This window comes from Hyphomicrobium sp., from assembly GCF_036780825.1.
In the GTDB taxonomy this organism is placed as follows: domain Bacteria; phylum Pseudomonadota; class Alphaproteobacteria; order Rhizobiales; family Hyphomicrobiaceae; genus Hyphomicrobium_C.
This window is the reverse complement of record NZ_DAIQCD010000010.1, coordinates 46,246-63,108: the sequence shown is the minus strand read 5'-3', so window position 1 is coordinate 63,108 and position 16,863 is coordinate 46,246. Positions and strand designations below refer to the sequence as shown.

Sequence of the window (16,863 nt, the reverse complement as noted above, 5' to 3'; positions counted from 1 at the left end):
CACTTCTCCGGAAGCACTCTAGGGATCAGCGCGAACGATAGGAGCAGGACGCAAAGGGATGCTGGTCGATCACCATTGCCATCTAGATTTTCCCGAGTTCGCCGCCGACCTCGACGGCGTGGTGGGGCGTGCGAAAGCGGCGAGCGTGGGCACGCTGGTCACCATCTCGACGCGCATCCGGAAGTTCGATCTGATCCGCGCCATCGCCGAGCGTTTTCCAGATGTCTATTGCTCGGTCGGCACCCATCCGCATAACGCAGATGAGGAGCTCGACATCCCAGTAAGCGAGATCGTTCGTCTCGCGCAGCACCCGAAGGTGGTCGCGATCGGCGAGGCCGGGCTCGACTACCACTACAAGCATTCCTCGCCCGAGGGACAGGCGCAGGGCTTCCGCAACCATATCGCAGCGGCGCGCGAGACCGGGCTGCCGCTCGAGATCCACACGCGGGATGCGGACGCCGATACGCTCGCCATTCTTGAGGACGAGCACGCGAAGGGCGCCTTCCCGGCCGTGCTCCACTGCTATACGGGCGGGCGCGAGCTCGCCCTGCGCGCTGTCGATCTCGGGCTCTACGTGTCCTTCTCCGGTGTGATCAGCTTCAAGAAGACCGAGGCGTTGCAAGCCATTGCGCGCGAGGTGCCGATCGAGCGGATCCTGGTCGAGACGGATGCCCCGTTCCTGGCGCCGGTGCCGCACCGGGGCAAGACCAACGAGCCGGCCTATGTCGTCCACACGGCGGCGGCGCTGGCGCGCATCCGCGATGTTCCGGAAGCCGAGATCGCGCGCGCCACGACGGAGAACTTCTTCCGGCTCTACGGCAAGGCGCGCTATCCCGCCGCCGGGGACACGGCGCGCCCATGAGCCTCCGCCTGACGATCCTCGGTTGCGGCTCCTCAGGCGGCGTGCCGCGCATTGGCGCCATGTGGGGCAAGTGCGATCCCGAGAACCCGAGAAACCGTCGCCGCCGCTGCGCGCTCCTCGTCGAGCGGCGCGGGCCGGGGGGCACCACGAGCGTGCTCGTCGATACGCCGCCGGACCTGCGCGAGCAGCTGCTCTCCGTGCGCGCCAACGCACTCGACGCGGTGCTCTTCACGCACGACCACGCTGACCATACGCACGGCATCGATGATCTGCGCATGGTGGCCTATGGCATGAAGCGGCGCGTGCCGTGCTACTTCGACGCCATGACGCAGTCGAGCATCGTCGGCCGTTTTGCCTACTGTTTCGTCCAACCGGAGGGCTCGACGTATCCGCCCATCCTGAGCGCCGAGCTTCTGAGGCCGGGAGAGCCGGTGCGCATCGAGGGCGCGGGTGGCCCGATCGAGGCGATTCCGATCAAGCAGCTCCACGGTGATATCGAGACCTTAGGATTCCGGTTCGGCTCGGTGGCCTATTCGCCCGACATCTCGGCGCTGCCGCCGGATTCCGTTCCCTTGCTCGAGAACCTGGACGTGTGGATCGTCGATGCGCTGCGCTACACGCCGCATCCGAGCCATTTCTCGGTCAAGCAGGCGCTGGAGCACATCGAGAGGCTTGGGGCGAGGCGCGCGGTGCTGACCCACATGACTGGCGATCTCGATTACGCGACGCTGAAGCGGGAGCTTCCTGCCCACGTCGAGCCGGCCTACGACAACATGGTCATCGAGGTGTGAGCCGGCGGGGCTCGAGCCACGGGCAGGTTTAACTATCGCTGCTTGCCGCAAGAGCCGTATCGGCCGGCGCGCCATCTCCGCAAAAGCGCACCACTCGGCCGCTGTCGGTGGTGGCGGGCATCAGCAGCGGCAGCGCAAACGCAGCGACGGCGGACGGATCGGCGAGCTTGCTTCTGTCCTCGCCGGGAAATGCTTTCGCGCGCAGAGCGGTCCGCATGGCGCCGGGATCGAGAAGGTTGACGCGGACGTTCGTGTTGACAAGCTCGCGCGCATAGCTCTTCACCAACGCTTCGAGCCCTGCCTTCGAAACCGCATAGGGTCCCCAATAGGCGAGATCGGCAGCCGCCGCGCCGGCCGTGACGAACAGGGCACGCGCCGCGTCAGAGCGCTTGAACAGCGGGTCGAGCGTGCGGATAAGGCGCCAGTTGGCAGAGAGATTGATGTCGAGCACGCTCTGCCAGGCATCGGCGCTCGTATGCGGCAGCGGCGAGAGGGAGCCGAGAATGCCCCCGGCCGCGACCAGGATGTCGAGCTTGCCCCAGCGTTGATAGATCACGGGGCCGAGCTGATCGATGCGGTCGTGCGCGCGCAGGTCGAGCTTGAGGATGGTGGCGCGCGCGCCCGTGGTGGCGTGGATTTCGTCGTCCAGCTCTTCGAGCGCGCCGACGGAGCGGGCGCAGACGATCACGTGGGCGCCTTCGCGTGCCAGCGCCAGCGCCATGGCCCGCCCGAGGCCGCGGGAGGCTCCGGTGACGAGCGCAATTCGATCCTTGAAGCGGGGAGAGGCTGACATGAGGGCTTTTCGGGCTTTTCTCGTTTACGGGAACAAATGTGGTTGTTAGCCCGGATAGGCGCCCGGGAGAAGGGCGCGTGCGCCGTTCCCGCTTTTCGACAAGAAGAACAATCTCGTCAAAGCTTAGAGCTGTTCCTCGATTCCACCTGAGCGGGAGTGGCTTTAGCCGACTTCCGCCAGAAGCGAGAGCTGGCGGGTGCCTGCCTGGCCGTTCTGGTCGGTGAGCTCGGTCGGGTATTCGCCGGTGAAGCAATGATCGGTGAACTGCGGGGCAACGTCGTCGCGCCGCTCATAGCCCACCGCGCGGTAGATGCCATCCACCGAGAGGAAGGCCAGACTATCGGCGCCCATGAAGGCGCGCATGCCTTCGAGATCGTAGTTGGCGGCCAGCAGCGCCGCCTTGCTCGGCGTGTCGATGCCATAGAAATCCGAATGCGTGATCGGCGGCGAGGAGATGCGCATGTGCACCTCGCGCGCGCCCGCCTCGTACATGAGCTGCACGATCTTCTTCGACGTGGTGCCGCGCACCACGCTGTCGTCGATCAGCACGATGCGCTTGCCGCGGATGACGCCGGCGTTGGCGGAATGTTTGAGCTTGACGCCGAGCTGGCGGATGCGCTGCTCGGGCTCGATGAAGGTGCGGCCCACATAGTGGTTGCGGATGATGCCGAGTTCGAAGGGCAGGCCCGATTCCCGCGCATAGCCAATAGCGGCGGGGACGCCCGAGTCGGGAATGGGAACCACGACGTCGGCGTCGGCCGGGGCCTCGCGGGCGAGCTGGGCGCCCATCTGTTGGCGCACGTCGTAGACGGAGCGGCCGCCGACGATGCTGTCGGGCCGGGCGAAGTAGATGTATTCGAAGATGCAGGGGCGCGCGGGGCGGCGCGGGAACGGGCGATGGCTCTCGAGGCCCTCGGCGGTGATGACCACCACCTCGCCGTTCTCCACCTCGCGCACGAACTCCGCACCGACGATGTCGAGGGCGCACGTTTCGGAGGCGAGCACGTAGCCATCCTCCAGGCGGCCGATCACGAGCGGGCGGATGCCAATGGGATCGCGGGCGCCGATCAGCATGTCATTGGTGAGCGCCACTAGGGCCCAGGCGCCTTCGATCTGGCGGATGGCGTCGATGAAGCGCTCAACCGTGCGCCGCTTCTTGGAGCGGGAAACGAGATGGAGGACAACTTCGGTGTCGGACGTGGAGGGGAAGATGGCGCCGGAGTTGATCAGCTCCTGGCGTAGGGTTCGCCCGTTGGTGAGATTGCCGTTGTGGGCGACGGCGAAGCCGCCGGTGTCGATGTCTGCGTAAAGGGGCTGGACGTTCTTGAGTGCGGGCTCGCCGGTGGTGGAGTAGCGGTTGTGGCCGATGGCCATGGAGCCCTTGAGGCGGTGGATGATCTCGGCTTTGTTGAAGTTGTCGCCGACGAGGCCGAGGCGGCGCTCGGAGTGGAACTGTTTGCCGTCGTACGAGACGATGCCTGCAGCTTCCTGGCCGCGGTGCTGGAGGGCGTGGAGCCCGAGAGCGGTGAGCGCCGCGGCGTCGGGATTCCCGAAAACACCGAAGACCCCGCATTCCTCACGGAGCCGGTCGTCTCCCATCCTGGACAAGCCGAAATCCGGAAAAGGATCGCCCCCCGCACCGGGTGCGTGATCGAGCGTCATGGGCTGCCTCCCGCAAAAGCATCCGCCGAACATCGACTTAGATCATCCGCCGCAACGGCAGCGCGCGCCATGTCTGCCGCTCGCTTAGCCGCGACGCCTAACGTCGCATGCGCGGAATATATGATAATACCGGGACCGTTAAAGAGCTTTATTGTCCCCGTTACCGATCTGTCGCGGGAGTGTCGCCAAAGGCTCATATCCTGGCCACCCCGTCCTTGCTTTATTGCGCCGGAGGCTCGACGTCGGCCGAGGGCGGCGGCTGCGAAAGCGTCGTCGGCATGTAGGTCTCGAGCAGGCCCCGGATCACGTGGCCCGTATCCCGAATGTAGGGCGTCGAAAGGCCGTCGCGGACCCAGGGCAGATGGTTCTGCTCGTCCGGGACAAAAGACGCGTAAAACATATATGGGATGACAACGAGCAGAAAACCGCGGGCGAGGCCGAACAGGAAGCCCAGGATGCGGTCGATCATGCCGACGCTGCTGTCCAGGATGACGTCCGAAAGACGCGCCGTGATCAGATGCACGATGATCAGCACGATCAGGAAAATGACGGCCCCGATCGCAATCTGCGCCAGCGCCACCTGGGTGCCGAGCTGGGCGGCCATGTCCTCGGCCACCTTCTTGTAGTTGAGCACGAAATAGAGCGTGGCGCCGGCGGCCGCGATCCACGACAGAATGGACAGCAGCTCGCGCGTGAGGCCGCGGTACATGGCGAGCAGCGCCGAGATGAAGCAGACCGCGATCACAGCGGCATCGAGATAGGTCAGCGGCCCGATCATGGCCTCGGCTCCTCAGGTCCAGGAAACGCTCTGAGCGCGTTCGCTCTTGTCGGTATCGGCGGTCGCCGGGTGTTCAGTCGCATGCGGTGAGGCTCGCGGCAAGTTCCTTGAGGTGCGATATGCGCCGCAGCGAAAGGCGGCTGCCTTCGGCACCCGCTTCGCCGCCAGCGGGCATCACGGCGCTCGTGAAGCCCAGCTTGGCGGCCTCTTTCAGCCGCAGGCCCATGTGAGGCGAGGCGCGCACGGCGCCGGATAACGAGATTTCACCGAAATGGATCTCCTTCGGATCGAGCGCCCGATTGGCGAGCGAGGCGAGGAGGGCCGCGGCCGCGGCGAGATCCGCTGCCGGCTCGATGATGCGCAAGCCGCCCGCGACGTTGAGGTAGACGTCATGGTGGGCGAAGGAGACGCCGCACCTCGCTTCCAGCACGGCGATCAGCATGGCGAGGCGGCTCGGCTCCCAGCCAACGGCGGCGCGCCGCGGCGTGCCGAGGCCGGACGGCGCAACGAGGGCCTGGATCTCGACGAGGATCGGGCGCGTGCCCTCCATGCCGGCGAATACCGCCGCGCCCGGCGCGCTCATGTCGCGCTCGCCGAGGAACAATTCGGAGGGATTGGCAACCTCGCGCAGCCCCGAGCCGATCATTTCGAACACGCCGATCTCGTCGGTGGCGCCGAAGCGGTTCTTGGTTGCGCGCAGGATGCGGTAGGCGTGGCCGCGATCGCCCTCGAAGGAGAGCACGGTATCGACCACGTGCTCGACGGCCTTGGGTCCCGCGATCTGCCCGTCCTTGGTGACGTGTCCGACGAGGAGAAGCGCGGAGCCCGCCTGCTTGGCGTAGCGGACGAGAGACTGCGTGGCGGCCCGCACCTGGCTGACCGAGCCAGGCGCGGCTTCGAGCGCATCCGACCAGAGCGTCTGGATGGAATCGACCACGACGAGGTTCGCCTTGGGGCCCGCTGCGAGGGTCGCCAGGATGTTGGCGAGGCTGGTTTCCGATGCGAGCGCCACGGGGGCATCGCCGAGGCCGAGGCGGGAGGCGCGCAGGCGCACCTGCGCCGTCGCCTCCTCGCCGGAAAAATAGACGGCGCGCCGGCCGCCGCGGGCGAGCGCGGCCGCGAGTTGCAGGAGCAGTGTCGATTTGCCGATGCCGGGCTCGCCGGCGATGAGCAGCACCGATCCCGGCACGATGCCGCCGCCGGTCACCCGGTCGAGCTCCGGCATTCCCGTCGGGAAACGGGGTGCTTCCTCAGGCGCGCCGGAGAGGCTTTCCAGCTCGAGCACCCGGCCCTTGCTGGCACCGGAAAGGCCCGAGCCGGGCGGGGCCGGTGGTGCGGCCGCTTCCTCGGCGATAGTGTTCCAGTCGCCGCAGGAAACGCACTTTCCCGACCAGCGGGCCGAGACGGCGCCGCAACTCTGGCAGACGAATTGAGATTTGGCGGCCTTGGCCATGTCAGCCTGAGCCTCCGCCGATGTAGCGCCGTGCAAAGCGCCGGCCGAGGCGGGTTAGCACCTCGTAGCCGATGGTGCCGGCCGCCCGGCCCATGGCCTCGATGGTGAGCCCGGGGCCGATGAGGGTCGCGAGATCGCCGCGGGCCACCTCGCCCGCGATATCCGTCACGTCGACGGTGATGAGATCCATGGAGACGCGGCCGACCACCGGCGCGCGCGCCCCCCCAACCATCACCATGGCTCCCGGCTGGCCCGTGGCGGCGCCGAGGGCACGCGCGAAGCCGTCTGCGTAACCGGCCGCGATCACGGCGAGCCGCGTGGGGCGTCTTGCGGTCCATACCGCCGAATAGCCGACGCAGTCTCCGGGTGCGAGCGTGCGCACCTGGAGAACACGGGCCTGCACCGTGACGACGGGCGTCACCGGGGTAGGGCCGCCGCGAAACGCCTGGCCGCCATAAAGAGCATATCCCGGCCGCACGAGGTCATAATGATAGGCCCGGCCGAGCATCAAACCGTCGGACGCGGCAAGGCTCGCTGGCATTGGCGGCAGGAGCGCGCGGCGCTCGTCGAAGGCCTGTCTCTGCATCTCATTGCGCGCATCTGTGGGATCGTCCGCGGAGACGAGATGGCTTATCACGAGCTGGATATCGAGGGCCGAGAGGCGCGCCGGATCGGCGCCGAGCGCCTCGATCTCGGAGACGGCGAGCCCCAACCGGTTGAGGCCGGTCTCGATCTGAAGCGCCGCAGGAAGGCGCCGCCCGATGCGGGCGGCTGCGGCCGCCCATTCGTCGATCTCGGGACGACTCGAAAGAACGGGCGTTATATCCGCCGTGATGAAGAGATCCGCCGCTCCGGGCAGGAGCCCGTCGAGGGCGAATATGCGTGCCTCTGGAGCGAGGCGGCGGGCGGCGCGGCCTTCCTCCGGCGTGGCGACGAAGAAGGTGCGGCAACCGGCGTGCCACAGCGCGGGAACGATCTCGGCGGCCCCAAGACCATAGGCGTCGGCCTTGACCACGGCTCCGCATTCGGAGGGCGCCACGCGGCCGGCGAGCGCGCGCCAGTTGGCGGCGAGCGTATCGAGATCGATGGTGATGACGCCGCTTGCGCCGGGTGAGAGCTCAGGCCGGCTCATGGTGCGCTCCGCCCCGTTCCTCTCCTTTCGCGGAGAAGCGGAACGGGGGTTTGCGAATGCTGGCAGGCGGGCTTTCCAGCGCCCGTGGCCGCTCTCCACAAGGAAGAGACGGATTGTGCGTTGATGGATGCAGTCACTCGAAGCGCTCGGGAAGCGAGTAGTCGCGGGCGAGATTGCCGAAGCGCGTGTACTGGCTCTCGAAGGCCAGCTGCACGGCGCCCACGGGACCGTGACGCTGTTTGCCGATGATCACCTCGGCCTTGCCGCTGACGGCCATCATCTGCGTCTGCCAATCGTTGAACTCCGGCGTGCCCTCGCGCGGCTTCTGCCGCTCGACGTAGTATTCCTCGCGGAACACGAACATGACAACGTCGGCGTCCTGCTCGATGGAGCCGGATTCGCGCAGGTCCGAGAGCTGGGGGCGCTTGTCGTCACGCTGCTCGACCTGACGGGAGAGCTGGGAGAGGGCGATGATCGGCACCGCCAGCTCCTTGGCCAGCGCCTTGAGACCCGTCGTGATCTCGGTGATCTCCTGCACGCGGTTGTCGCCGCGCTTGGAGGAGCCGGAAAGGAGCTGCAGATAATCCACGATCAACAGGTCCAGGCCCTTCTGCCGCTTAAGCTTTCTCGCGCGGGCTGCAAGCTGGGCGATGGAGATGCCGCCGGTTTGGTCGATGTAGAGCGGGGCCCGGCTCATCTCCTGCGATACGGTGACGAGCTTCCGGAACTCGTCCTCGGTGATCATGCCGCGGCGGATCTTCTCGGAGGCGACCTCGGCCTGCTCGGAAAGAATACGGGTGGCGAGCTGCTCGGCGCTCATCTCGAGCGAGAAGAAGCCGACGCGCCCGCCGTCGATGGTCTTGTCGGTGCCGTCCGGCTGCTTCTCCGAGCGGTAGGCCTTGGCGACGTTGTAGGCGATGTTGGTGACGAGCGCCGTCTTTCCCATCGAGGGGCGCCCGGCGAGGATGATCAGGTCGGAAGACTGCAGGCCGCCCATTTTATTGTCGAGGTCGGAGAGGCCCGTCGCAAGGCCCGAGAGATGCCCATCGCGCTCGTAGGCTGCGTTTGCCATGTCGATGGCATGCGTTAGCGCCGTGCCGAAGCTCATGAAGCCCTGGCCGTACTTGCCGCGCTCGGCGAGATCATAGAGGCGCGTCTCCGCCTCCTGAATTTGGCTTTCGGGAGGGAAGTCGATCGGCGCGTCGTAGGCCGAGTTGACCATGTCCTCGCCAAGGACGATGAGCTGACGGCGCACGGCGAGATCGTAGATCGTGCGGCCGTAGTCCTCGGCGTTGATGATCGTCGTGGCGTTGGCGGCGAGGCGGCCGAGATATTGCGGCACTGTGAGGTGCGGATCGATCGGCTCGGCCGTCTCGAAGAACGTCTTGAGCGTGATCGGCGTCGCCTGCTTGCCGGCCTGGATCATCTTGCCGGCGGTCTCGTAGATCTGGCCGTGCAGGGGATCGAAGAAATGGATCGGCTCGAGGAACGCTGAGACGCGGTCCATCGCCTCGTTGTTGATCAGAATGGCGCCGAGGAGGGCCTGCTCGGCCTCGATGTTGTGCGGGGCTTCACGGAAGTCGGTCGGCTCGGCGGCGGCGGCAGCTTCGCGTAGTGTTTCGGTCTGGAGGCGTGCGGTGTTGGTCATGGCGGCAGCCTAGCCGGGCGGCCCGAGTCGGAGCGAGGTCGAAGCAAAGCTTCCCCCGTTTCCCACATGGGTAAAAGTTGCCGCTTGCGTGCAGCGAATCACGCGTGCGACCATACAACTCAAATGCATTGGGGCCGCTCGTCCGAACAAGCACCGGCGAGCGGCTCCAAAGGTTTGCTTCCCGCATATGGTTGAGGCTGGGCCATGCTGCCCCTGTGGCGGGCGTCGTCCCACGCGTGGCGAAGATCGAGGCCCGGCCGGCGTTCATAGCGGCGTGGGCGCCGGCCTTCATCGTCCGGCGGCGATGCCTTGCGGGCGATCGCCCTCGGGCTTGCTGAGCGGCAGTCCGCTCTCGCGCTCCGCTAGATAATCGCGCGTGATCGGCAGCGTATCGATGCGCCGCGCGAGCTGGACTTGGAAGACGACAAAGTTCTGGAAACGGAATGCAGCTTCCGAACCGGCGAGATAGAACTCCCACATGCGGCAGAATTCCTCGCCCGCGATGGCGATGGCCGCCGGCCGGTTGGCGAGGAAGCGGCGGCGCCAGGCGAGCAGCGTCTCGGCGTAATGCAGCCGCAGCACCTCGACGTCGGTGACGATCAGCCCCGAGGCCTCGACCGCTTTCATGATCTCGGACAGAGCCGGGATGTAGCCGCCGGGGAAGATGTAGCGGGCGATGAAGGGGTTGGTGCCGGCAGGCCGGTCGGTGCGCCCGATGGTGTGGATCAGCGCCGTGCCGCCAGGAGACAGGAGGCGCGCCACGGTTTTGAAGAACGTGCCGTAATGCGGCAGCCCGACGTGCTCGAACATGCCGACCGAGACGATGTGGTCGAACGGTCCTTCGACGGATCGATAGTCGCAGATCTGGAAACGCGGCGCCCGCCCCTGCTGAATGGCCTGGGCGCGCCCGATGGCGATCTTGATCTGCTCATCCGAGAGCGTGACCCCGGTGACGTCCGCATCTGCGGCCTGCGCGAGATAGAGGGCGAGGCCGCCCCATCCGCAGCCGATGTCAAGCACGCGCTGGCCGGGCGCGAGCGTGAGCTTGGCTGCGATGTGGCGCTTCTTGGCAGCTTGCGCTTCGGCAAGGCTCATGGTCGGATCTGCGAAATACGCGCATGAGTACTGCCGGTCGGGATCGAGGAAGAGATCGTAGATTCGCGGATCGATGTCGTAATGGTGGCGCACGTTGCGCCGCGAGCGGGACGCTGGATTGAATTGTGAGAGCGGGCGCAGCCAGCTTCTCAGCTTAGCGAACCATTGCGCGTAGGCGGGGAGAGGCCGGGCCGCCATGTTCTGCATCATGAGGGCGATGAAATCGTAGACGTTGCCCTGCGTAATGCGCAGCCGTCCGTTCATGTAGCCTTCGCCAGCGGCCATCTCAGGGTCGAGTACGAGATGCCATTCGAGCCGCCGGTCGGCGATCTCGGCGCAAATGGAGGGCGATGTCCCGTCTCCGAAGCGGTGGCGGGCACCTTTGGGGTCGACGATCGTCAGGTCACCGGTGCGAATGACGTTCGAAAGCAGTAGCGAGAGTGGCTTGAGCATTGGCCAAGTCCCTTGCGTGGCGCCAGGCGCCAATTTCCTGTTCCCCTACAAAGCTAATAAGACGACTTGCCGCGGATTTCGACCCCCCGCGCCAGGCAAAGCAGCATGTTCAGGCGCGTACCGCGTGTATCGTCGCCGAGGACACAAACGCACCGAGCACGGTTTGCGTTGCCGCTCCGGAGGCTCAAAGCCAGGAGATGCTGCCCGGACGGAGAATCAGTACGCGGTCTTGCGGACTTTCGAGGCCGGGTACGAGCTCGGGTGCGAGGCCGAGCATATGAGCGCGCAGGCAGCGCGAGACGCCGCCATGGGAGACCACCACGCAGTCATCCGTCACCCCCTCCGCCCATCCTTGCACGCGGAGCAAGAGATCGGCGTAGCTTTCTCCCTTATCGGGCCGGAAGCGAAAAGGATCCCGCGAACGGGCTGCGAAGATTTCGGGAGCGGAGCCGATGATGTCGTCCTGCAGGGTGCCTTCCCAGACACCGTAGCTGAGCTCCATGAGACGCGGATCGAGTGTGTAGTCGGCGGGCGGCAGTCCCAGCTCGGTGCGCACGATCTCCATTGTTTGACAAGCGCGGCCGAGGGGACTTGCCACGAAAGCGGCCCGGGCGAGGGCCGGAAGAAATCGGCGCAGCGCGATGCCGTTGCGCCGCGCCTGACCACGGCCCGTCTCATTGAGGGGAACGTCCCGCTGGCCCTGGTAGCGGCGGTCGCGGTTCCAGTCGGTTTCGCCGTGGCGGATGAAGTAGATCGTCGGGCGGTCGGGCATCGCTTGTCTGCTCTTGACGGTGCGCGGGCCTTACGCCTCGCAACGTCAGCCGTCGTTCTTGACGACGGAAATGTCGGGTGCGTCCTCGTTCTTCATACCCTGGACGTGATAGCCGGCGTCGACATGATGAACCTCCCCGGTCACGCCCTTGGAGAGATCCGACAAGAGATAAATGCCGGCGCCGCCCACGTCCTCGATGGTGACGTTGCGCCGCAACGGAGAGTTGTACTCGTTCCAGCGTAGGATGTAGCGGAAATCCGAGATGCCGGATGCGGCCAGGGTCTTGATCGGGCCGGCCGAAATGGCGTTGACGCGGATCGCGGTCTTGCCGAGGTCGGAGGCGAGATAGCGCACGGAGGCTTCGAGCGCGGCTTTGGCGACACCCATCACGTTGTAATGGGGCATCACCTTCTCGGCGCCGTAATAGGTCAGGGTAACGATGGAGCCGCCGTCAGTCATCAGCTTCTCCGCACGCTGAGCGAGCGCCGTCAGCGAATAGCAGGAGACCAGCATCGTCTGGGTGAAATTCGCCTCGCTCGTATCCACGTAGCGCCCGTCAAGCTCGTTCTTGTCCGAGAAGGCGATGGCATGCACGAGGAAGTCCAGCCGACCCCAGGCTTTCGAAAGCTCGGCGAAGAGGGCGTCCATGGAGGGCGCATCGGCCACGTCGCACGGCAGCACCAGTTTCGAGCCGAGCTCCTTGGCCAGCGGCTCGACGCGCTTCTTCAAGGCGTCGCCCTGGTAGGTCAGCGCGACTTCCGCGCCCTGCGCCACTGCGGCCTTGGCGATGCCCCAGGCGATGGAGCGATTGTTCGCGACGCCCATGATGAGGCCGCGCTTGCCAGCCATGAGCGTGCCGGCAAGTTGTCCTGCTCCGGTCGCCGTGTCGGTCATTTGCCAACAATCCCCTAGTTTGGAATTTTGCGCGCATCCTACACAAAAGGACAGGTGGGTCCAGATGGCCGCTTGCCTGCCTTTCGCTGACTATGCGCCTAAGTGCTTTCGGAAAAATGGAACCGGCCATGACAATGCCATGCGCTCCCCACGGCCGCGAAGACGCGCGGCTTAAAACGTAAAACCGTTCCAGGATTTCACGTCAAGCCGAACGACGCCAGGCCGCCAAGGCGGCCGGAAAAGCCAGAGAGTTCCTGTTATGTACACGAAAATCGTGCTTTGCAAGCCACGGCCTGAGAATAGGGTGCATGCGTCGCTACTCAACCTTCCAGCACCCAGCGTCGGTCGGCTGCGCGGCAGGCTACGCCTTCCGCGGTCCTTGTCTTGAACCCGGTCGTCAGGAGCACGACGACGTGGCGGCAAAGATGCCCCTTGGCGTTGCGGAACGAGCTTGTGGGCCGGACGATCCCCGAAAGGCGTCCGTTGGTGCGTTTCCAGACGAATGGCGTCCCATCATCCATGCGGCTCAGTCCCACCTGAATGCTTTCGAGCGCGGCGATCTCATCGGCTTCATCGAGCAGCGGCATGCCGAACTCGGCGAACTTGGGCCGGGTGGCCTTGCGCTCCGCATCAGGACAGGTGCAGCGCCCGGATGAGGCAAGACTCTCTCCCGCCATCGCAGTGTTGCCGGCCGGGAACACTGGGGCGGCCAGCACGACCGCGGTCGCGGCGACGAAGACGAGGGTCTCCAAAGCAGGGACGTGACGCATGACGGGACAACTCCGTGGTACAAAAAACGCGCAGCCGGTCCTCTGCGGGCGGGATGGCGTGTTCCGTCATTGTCGCCGAGCGTGGTTAAAAGGGCCTAAAGCGGCGTCCCGATTTCCAGCCTTTTTGGTGAGACGCCATGGCGGGCGGGATGTGCCGCAGTCCGCCCGGACCCAGCAGCGTGGTACACCTACACCTCGCCTAGAGCATTTTCCGTTCGCTTGCGCTCACTGCAAATTCTCTAGTTGTTTGTTTGAGCGAGCATCTTCACCCATTCGGGCGATTCCGCCCAAACGGGATCTGCTCTAGCATGCGACCGGCGATTAACGCGTGCCGGGAGAGCAGGGACGGATAAGCGAGGGCTAGAGACGTGAGCGAACTGGAGCAAGAGGCCCCCACCGGGCAACAGGATTTTGCGGCGACGGACGATCCCTTCGCGGTGTTCGAGGCGTGGCTCGCCGAGGCCGAAGTCTCGGAGCCGAACGATCCGACGGCGATGGCGCTCGCGACCGTCGATGCGGACGGACTGCCGAACGTGCGCATGGTCCTTCTCAAAGGCGTCGACGGCCCGGAGCACGGTGCGCGCGGCTTCGTATTCTATACGAACCTGGAAAGCGCCAAGGGGCGGGAGCTTGCAGCCTCGCTCAAGGCGGCGCTGCTGTTCCACTGGAAGTCGCGCGGCCGGCAGGTCCGCGTGCGCGGGCTGGTGTCGCGCGTTTCCGCTGAGGAAGCGGATCATTATTTCGCGACGCGCCCGCGCCTCTCGCGTATCGGTGCGTGGGCGTCGGATCAGTCGCGTCCGCTGGAGAGCCGGTTGGCTTTCGAGAAGAAGATTGCGCAATACACGGCCAAGTTCGCCATCGGCGATATCCCGCGGCCAGAGCATTGGTCGGGCTTCCGCGTGACCCCGCTCGAGTTCGAGCTTTGGGACAACCGACCCTTCCGCCTGCACGAGCGTGTGGTGTTCCGGCGCGCCGACATCACGCAGCCGTGGAACAAGACGCGCCTCTATCCATAGAATTATGGAGCGCTTTCCCCGGCGAAAGCGCTCCACACCGTTGGAAACGGGCGTACCTTTCGAGGCGAGCACCCATTTTCCTCCCGCCTCGGCAAGAGGGTGTCTCGAACGGTCCGGCCGCCTTTTACAGGGCGTCGCCCGTAAAACGGGTCACGGAGCATGGCGTCGCCCTGAGCGACAGCTCCTGGCAGAGCCTGCGCGCCTCATCCACGGACGCGACCGGGCCGACGATCAGGTCGTAGCTTTGCTCGGGCCCGGAGGGGTCGGTCGCGTAGCGCGGCTGGAAGGCCCGGAGTGTGTCGCCATGGCGCTCGTTGAGCAGCGTCCAGCTGAGCCGCAGGCTGTCGACCGAAGGCCCCGTCGCAATCTGCACGCCGACTGAGCCCCCGGGGGCTGTAGCGGGCGGCGTGGCGGCGGGCGTGACGACGGGCGGGCCGAACGTGATGGCGCCGGCGGCCGGCTGCGCGACGCTGCCGGTCTCGATCTCGCGCTTCGGCGACGCCTTCTTTGCGGCGACCTTTGCAGCGGCCTCCTTTTTGGCAGCCGCTTCCTTGGCGGCCTTCTGCGCGGCGGCTTCCTTGGCCTTGGCGCCAGCGTCGTTGGATGCCACTTTCTGCGGCTCGGCTTCAAGTGCTGCGAGACGGCTTGCGATGTCGTGCGTCACGTCCGATTGATTGGAGACCTGCGAGCGGATCTCGATCAGCTCGTTGCGGAACAGATCGATGGTGCTACGCAGCGTGCGCACCTCGGCCACGGCCTCCTCGATCGCTGTCCGCTGCTGCTCCTGGCTTTCCGCCGTCTCCGCCTCCGCGCCAAGTAGCCCGGCGACGAGGGCCGGCTGCGTCGTGAGCAAGACGAGGTAGAGAAGCGAGACGAGCGCGGCGCCGGCCCAGATGAGCGAGTACATCGTGAACTTGTTCGCCCGTTTGCTCCGCGGGTGCGGCGAGCTAGGCTGGGGGAGGCTTTTCTCGGTCATGGTTTGTCTTCCGGAACCCTACTGATGTGGGGGCATCGCGCAGTGCCGTGGCCGGTCCTTGGCTTGTGGCCGAGTCGTGCTGTCGGAACTCTCAGCCGAGGCGGATTCGGCCGGCACAGGTGATGCGATCCCGATCCTGCTACGGTGGTGTCTGAGTCGATCTCCGAGGGCAACTTGGCGGGCCGATGCAACTGTGGACGGTTTGGGGAAATCCACTTGGGCCACCAGGGCCGGCAGGCCGTCACGACGCCATTTGCACGCCGCAGTGCGGGGCGATAGCGTGCGCCTTTAAATTTCGATCTCGCCAGTCCTAAGGGTCACCCCATGAGTCGCGATCTGCTGACTGTCGTCCTTGCTGCCGGCAAGGGCACCCGCATGCGCTCGACGCAGCCGAAGGTCTTGCACCGTATCGCCGGGCGCTCGATGCTCGGGCATGTGCTGGCGCTCGCCACGGCGGCCCCTGGCGGCGGCAAGCTCGCCGTCGTGGTCGGTCCGGACATGGACGGGGTGCGGAAAGAGGCGCTGGCGGCGCCCGGAGCCGCCGTCTACGTGCAGGAGAATCAGGCCGGGACCGCGGATGCTGTGCTGGCCGCGCGTGAAGCGATCGGGGCGCATGAGGGCGATCTCCTGGTGCTGTTCGCGGACACGCCGCTGATCACGCCCGAAACGGTCGGGAAGCTGCTGGTCGAGCTCGAGCGGGGTGCCCAGGTTGCGGTGCTCGGTTTCGAGGCGCGTGATCCCGGCAGCTATGGGCGCCTCATCACAGCGCCGGATGGGACGCTTGCGGCTATCCGCGAAGCCAAGGACGCAAGTTCGTCCGAGCGCGAGATTCGGCTCTGCAACTCGGGCGTGATGGCGTTCCGCCTCGATGCGCCGCTCGACGTGCTCGGAAAGATCGGCAACGCCAACGCCAAGGGCGAGTTCTACCTCACGGACGCGATCGAGATCGTGCGCGCGCAAGGCGGCAAGGCGGCGGTCGTCCGGTGCGACGAGGAGGAGGTCTTAGGCGTCAACGCGCGCCAGGAGCTGGCCGCTGCGGAAGCGATTTGGCAGCGGCGGGCCCGCGAGCGCGCGATGGCTGAGGGGGTGACGCTGATTGCGCCGGAGACGGTATGGTTCGCCTTCGATACCGTGCTCGGCCGCGACGTCATAATCGAGCCCAACGTGTTCTTCGGGCCGGGCGTCACGGTGGGGGAGGGTGCTGAGATCAAGGCCAACTGCCATCTCGAAGGGGCGCGCGTGGGCGCGGGCGCGCGCGTCGGACCGTTTGCGCGGCTTCGCCCCGGAGCCGTGCTCGGCCGCGACGTGCATGTCGGAAACTTCGTCGAGGTGAAGAACGTCTCGATGGCCGACGGGGCGAAGGCCAACCACCTTTCCTATCTCGGCGACGGATCGGTCGGCGCCAAGGCCAACATCGGCGCCGGGACGATCTTCTGCAACTACGATGGCTTCTTCAAGCACGCGACCGAGATCGGGGAGGGGGCGTTCGTCGGCTCAAACTCGGCGCTGGTGGCGCCGATCAAGATCGGCGCCGGGGCCTATGTGGGTTCGGGGAGCGTCATCACCAAGGATGTGGCGGCGGACGCATTGGCCCTCGAGCGCAGCAGCCAGGAGGAGCGGCCGGGATGGGCGCTGAAGTTCCGCACCATGATGGCGAGGCGCAAGGCCGCCCTTGGCAGGTGATGCTCCTTAAACGGCGTTAATATTTGACATATTGTGTGATTTGAAACGCCGCGCGCCGTTGCGTAGGGCACTATCGACATGTTGC

15 protein-coding genes are annotated in these 16,863 nt (G+C 65.9%); 4 read left to right on the top strand and 11 right to left on the bottom strand.

Translation table 11 applies throughout. The annotated features are described in order from the left end of the window. Positions 1 to 58 precede the first annotated feature (58 nt). Together V7P99_RS06655 and V7P99_RS06650 are read left to right on the top strand one after the other, a co-directional pair. Positions 59 to 862, top strand: coding sequence for a TatD family hydrolase (locus V7P99_RS06655; protein WP_333794013.1), 804 nt, complete (start codon positions 59 to 61; stop codon positions 860 to 862). Then, positions 859 to 1,653 carry an MBL fold metallo-hydrolase gene (locus tag V7P99_RS06650; RefSeq protein ID WP_333794012.1) on the top strand — a complete coding sequence of 265 codons (795 nt, stop codon included), beginning with the start codon at positions 859 to 861 and terminating at the stop codon, positions 1,651 to 1,653. The genes V7P99_RS06655 and V7P99_RS06650 overlap by 4 nt, the downstream gene beginning before the upstream one ends. A gap of 28 nt (positions 1,654 to 1,681) precedes the next feature. Here V7P99_RS06650 and V7P99_RS06645 read toward each other — a convergent pair whose 3' ends face one another. The 10 genes from V7P99_RS06645 to V7P99_RS06600 all read right to left on the bottom strand — a co-directional run bounded on the left by V7P99_RS06645 (position 1,682) and on the right by V7P99_RS06600 (position 13,103). Beyond that, positions 1,682 to 2,446 carry an SDR family NAD(P)-dependent oxidoreductase gene (locus V7P99_RS06645; protein WP_333794011.1) on the bottom strand — a complete coding sequence of 255 codons (765 nt, stop codon included), beginning with the start codon at positions 2,444 to 2,446 and terminating at the stop codon, positions 1,682 to 1,684. Positions 2,447 to 2,608: 162 nt separating this feature from the next. Further along, a complete protein-coding gene (gene purF / locus V7P99_RS06640; RefSeq protein ID WP_442909879.1) occupies positions 2,609 to 4,108 on the bottom strand; it encodes an amidophosphoribosyltransferase in 1,500 nt (499 codons plus the stop codon). Positions 4,109 to 4,328: 220 nt separating this feature from the next. Beyond that, on the bottom strand, positions 4,329 to 4,886 hold the full coding sequence (locus V7P99_RS06635) for a CvpA family protein (protein ID WP_333794010.1): 558 nt from the start codon (positions 4,884 to 4,886) through the stop codon (positions 4,329 to 4,331). A gap of 73 nt (positions 4,887 to 4,959) precedes the next feature. Beyond that, complete coding sequence (gene radA / locus V7P99_RS06630; RefSeq protein ID WP_333794009.1) at positions 4,960 to 6,339, bottom strand: DNA repair protein RadA; 1,380 nt, start codon at positions 6,337 to 6,339, stop codon at positions 4,960 to 4,962. A gap of 1 nt (position 6,340) precedes the next feature. Continuing rightward, positions 6,341 to 7,471 carry an alanine racemase gene (gene alr, locus V7P99_RS06625; RefSeq protein WP_333794008.1) on the bottom strand — a complete coding sequence of 377 codons (1,131 nt, stop codon included), beginning with the start codon at positions 7,469 to 7,471 and terminating at the stop codon, positions 6,341 to 6,343. 133 nt (positions 7,472 to 7,604) lie between these two features. Further along, positions 7,605 to 9,119 carry a replicative DNA helicase gene (locus tag V7P99_RS06620; RefSeq protein ID WP_333794007.1) on the bottom strand — a complete coding sequence of 505 codons (1,515 nt, stop codon included), beginning with the start codon at positions 9,117 to 9,119 and terminating at the stop codon, positions 7,605 to 7,607. A 288-nt stretch (positions 9,120 to 9,407) separates the two neighbouring features. After that, complete coding sequence (locus V7P99_RS06615) at positions 9,408 to 10,667, bottom strand: cyclopropane-fatty-acyl-phospholipid synthase family protein (RefSeq protein ID WP_333794006.1); 1,260 nt, start codon at positions 10,665 to 10,667, stop codon at positions 9,408 to 9,410. Positions 10,668 to 10,851: 184 nt separating this feature from the next. Next, the gene (locus V7P99_RS06610) at positions 10,852 to 11,439 is read right to left on the bottom strand and encodes a histidine phosphatase family protein (protein ID WP_333794005.1); all 588 of its coding nucleotides are present in this window, start codon (positions 11,437 to 11,439) and stop codon (positions 10,852 to 10,854) included. Between the two features lie 45 nt (positions 11,440 to 11,484). Next, the gene (fabI, locus tag V7P99_RS06605) at positions 11,485 to 12,333 is read right to left on the bottom strand and encodes an enoyl-ACP reductase FabI (protein WP_333794004.1); all 849 of its coding nucleotides are present in this window, start codon (positions 12,331 to 12,333) and stop codon (positions 11,485 to 11,487) included. Between the two features lie 320 nt (positions 12,334 to 12,653). After that, on the bottom strand, positions 12,654 to 13,103 hold the full coding sequence (locus tag V7P99_RS06600) for a hypothetical protein (RefSeq protein ID WP_333794003.1): 450 nt from the start codon (positions 13,101 to 13,103) through the stop codon (positions 12,654 to 12,656). A gap of 368 nt (positions 13,104 to 13,471) precedes the next feature. Here V7P99_RS06600 and pdxH point away from each other — a divergent pair, with 368 nt between their 5' ends. Further along, the gene (gene pdxH / locus V7P99_RS06595; protein ID WP_333794002.1) at positions 13,472 to 14,119 is read left to right on the top strand and encodes a pyridoxamine 5'-phosphate oxidase; all 648 of its coding nucleotides are present in this window, start codon (positions 13,472 to 13,474) and stop codon (positions 14,117 to 14,119) included. 124 nt (positions 14,120 to 14,243) lie between these two features. Here the strand turns inward: pdxH and V7P99_RS06590 are convergent, their stop codons facing one another. After that, positions 14,244 to 15,095 (bottom strand): hypothetical protein, encoded by an 852-nt coding sequence (locus V7P99_RS06590; RefSeq protein ID WP_333794001.1) that lies wholly within the window; start codon positions 15,093 to 15,095, stop codon positions 14,244 to 14,246. A gap of 324 nt (positions 15,096 to 15,419) precedes the next feature. Here V7P99_RS06590 and glmU point away from each other — a divergent pair, with 324 nt between their 5' ends. Next, positions 15,420 to 16,778 (top strand): bifunctional UDP-N-acetylglucosamine diphosphorylase/glucosamine-1-phosphate N-acetyltransferase GlmU, encoded by a 1,359-nt coding sequence (glmU, locus tag V7P99_RS06585; RefSeq protein WP_333794000.1) that lies wholly within the window; start codon positions 15,420 to 15,422, stop codon positions 16,776 to 16,778. Positions 16,779 to 16,863 lie beyond the last annotated feature (85 nt).

Bases quoted from the DNA above. Each gene is read 5' to 3' on its own strand.
- radA (WP_333794009.1), bottom strand. From the start codon at position 6,339: ATGGCCAAGGCCGCCAAATCTCAATTCGTCTGCCAGAGTTGCGGCGCC.
- V7P99_RS06610 (WP_333794005.1), bottom strand. From the start codon at position 11,439: ATGCCCGACCGCCCGACGATCTACTTCATCCGCCACGGCGAAACCGAC.
- V7P99_RS06655 (WP_333794013.1), top strand. From the start codon at position 59: ATGCTGGTCGATCACCATTGCCATCTAGATTTTCCCGAGTTCGCCGCC.
- V7P99_RS06645 (WP_333794011.1), bottom strand. From the start codon at position 2,446: ATGTCAGCCTCTCCCCGCTTCAAGGATCGAATTGCGCTCGTCACCGGA.
- alr (WP_333794008.1), bottom strand. From the start codon at position 7,471: ATGAGCCGGCCTGAGCTCTCACCCGGCGCAAGCGGCGTCATCACCATC.
- V7P99_RS06620 (WP_333794007.1), bottom strand. From the start codon at position 9,119: ATGACCAACACCGCACGCCTCCAGACCGAAACACTACGCGAAGCTGCC.
- purF (WP_442909879.1), bottom strand. From the start codon at position 4,108: ATGACGCTCGATCACGCACCCGGTGCGGGGGGCGATCCTTTTCCGGAT.
- V7P99_RS06615 (WP_333794006.1), bottom strand. From the start codon at position 10,667: ATGCTCAAGCCACTCTCGCTACTGCTTTCGAACGTCATTCGCACCGGT.
- V7P99_RS06600 (WP_333794003.1), bottom strand. From the start codon at position 13,103: ATGCGTCACGTCCCTGCTTTGGAGACCCTCGTCTTCGTCGCCGCGACC.
- V7P99_RS06635 (WP_333794010.1), bottom strand. From the start codon at position 4,886: ATGATCGGGCCGCTGACCTATCTCGATGCCGCTGTGATCGCGGTCTGC.
- glmU (WP_333794000.1), top strand. From the start codon at position 15,420: ATGAGTCGCGATCTGCTGACTGTCGTCCTTGCTGCCGGCAAGGGCACC.
- V7P99_RS06650 (WP_333794012.1), top strand. From the start codon at position 859: ATGAGCCTCCGCCTGACGATCCTCGGTTGCGGCTCCTCAGGCGGCGTG.
- fabI (WP_333794004.1), bottom strand. From the start codon at position 12,333: ATGACCGACACGGCGACCGGAGCAGGACAACTTGCCGGCACGCTCATG.
- V7P99_RS06590 (WP_333794001.1), bottom strand. From the start codon at position 15,095: ATGACCGAGAAAAGCCTCCCCCAGCCTAGCTCGCCGCACCCGCGGAGC.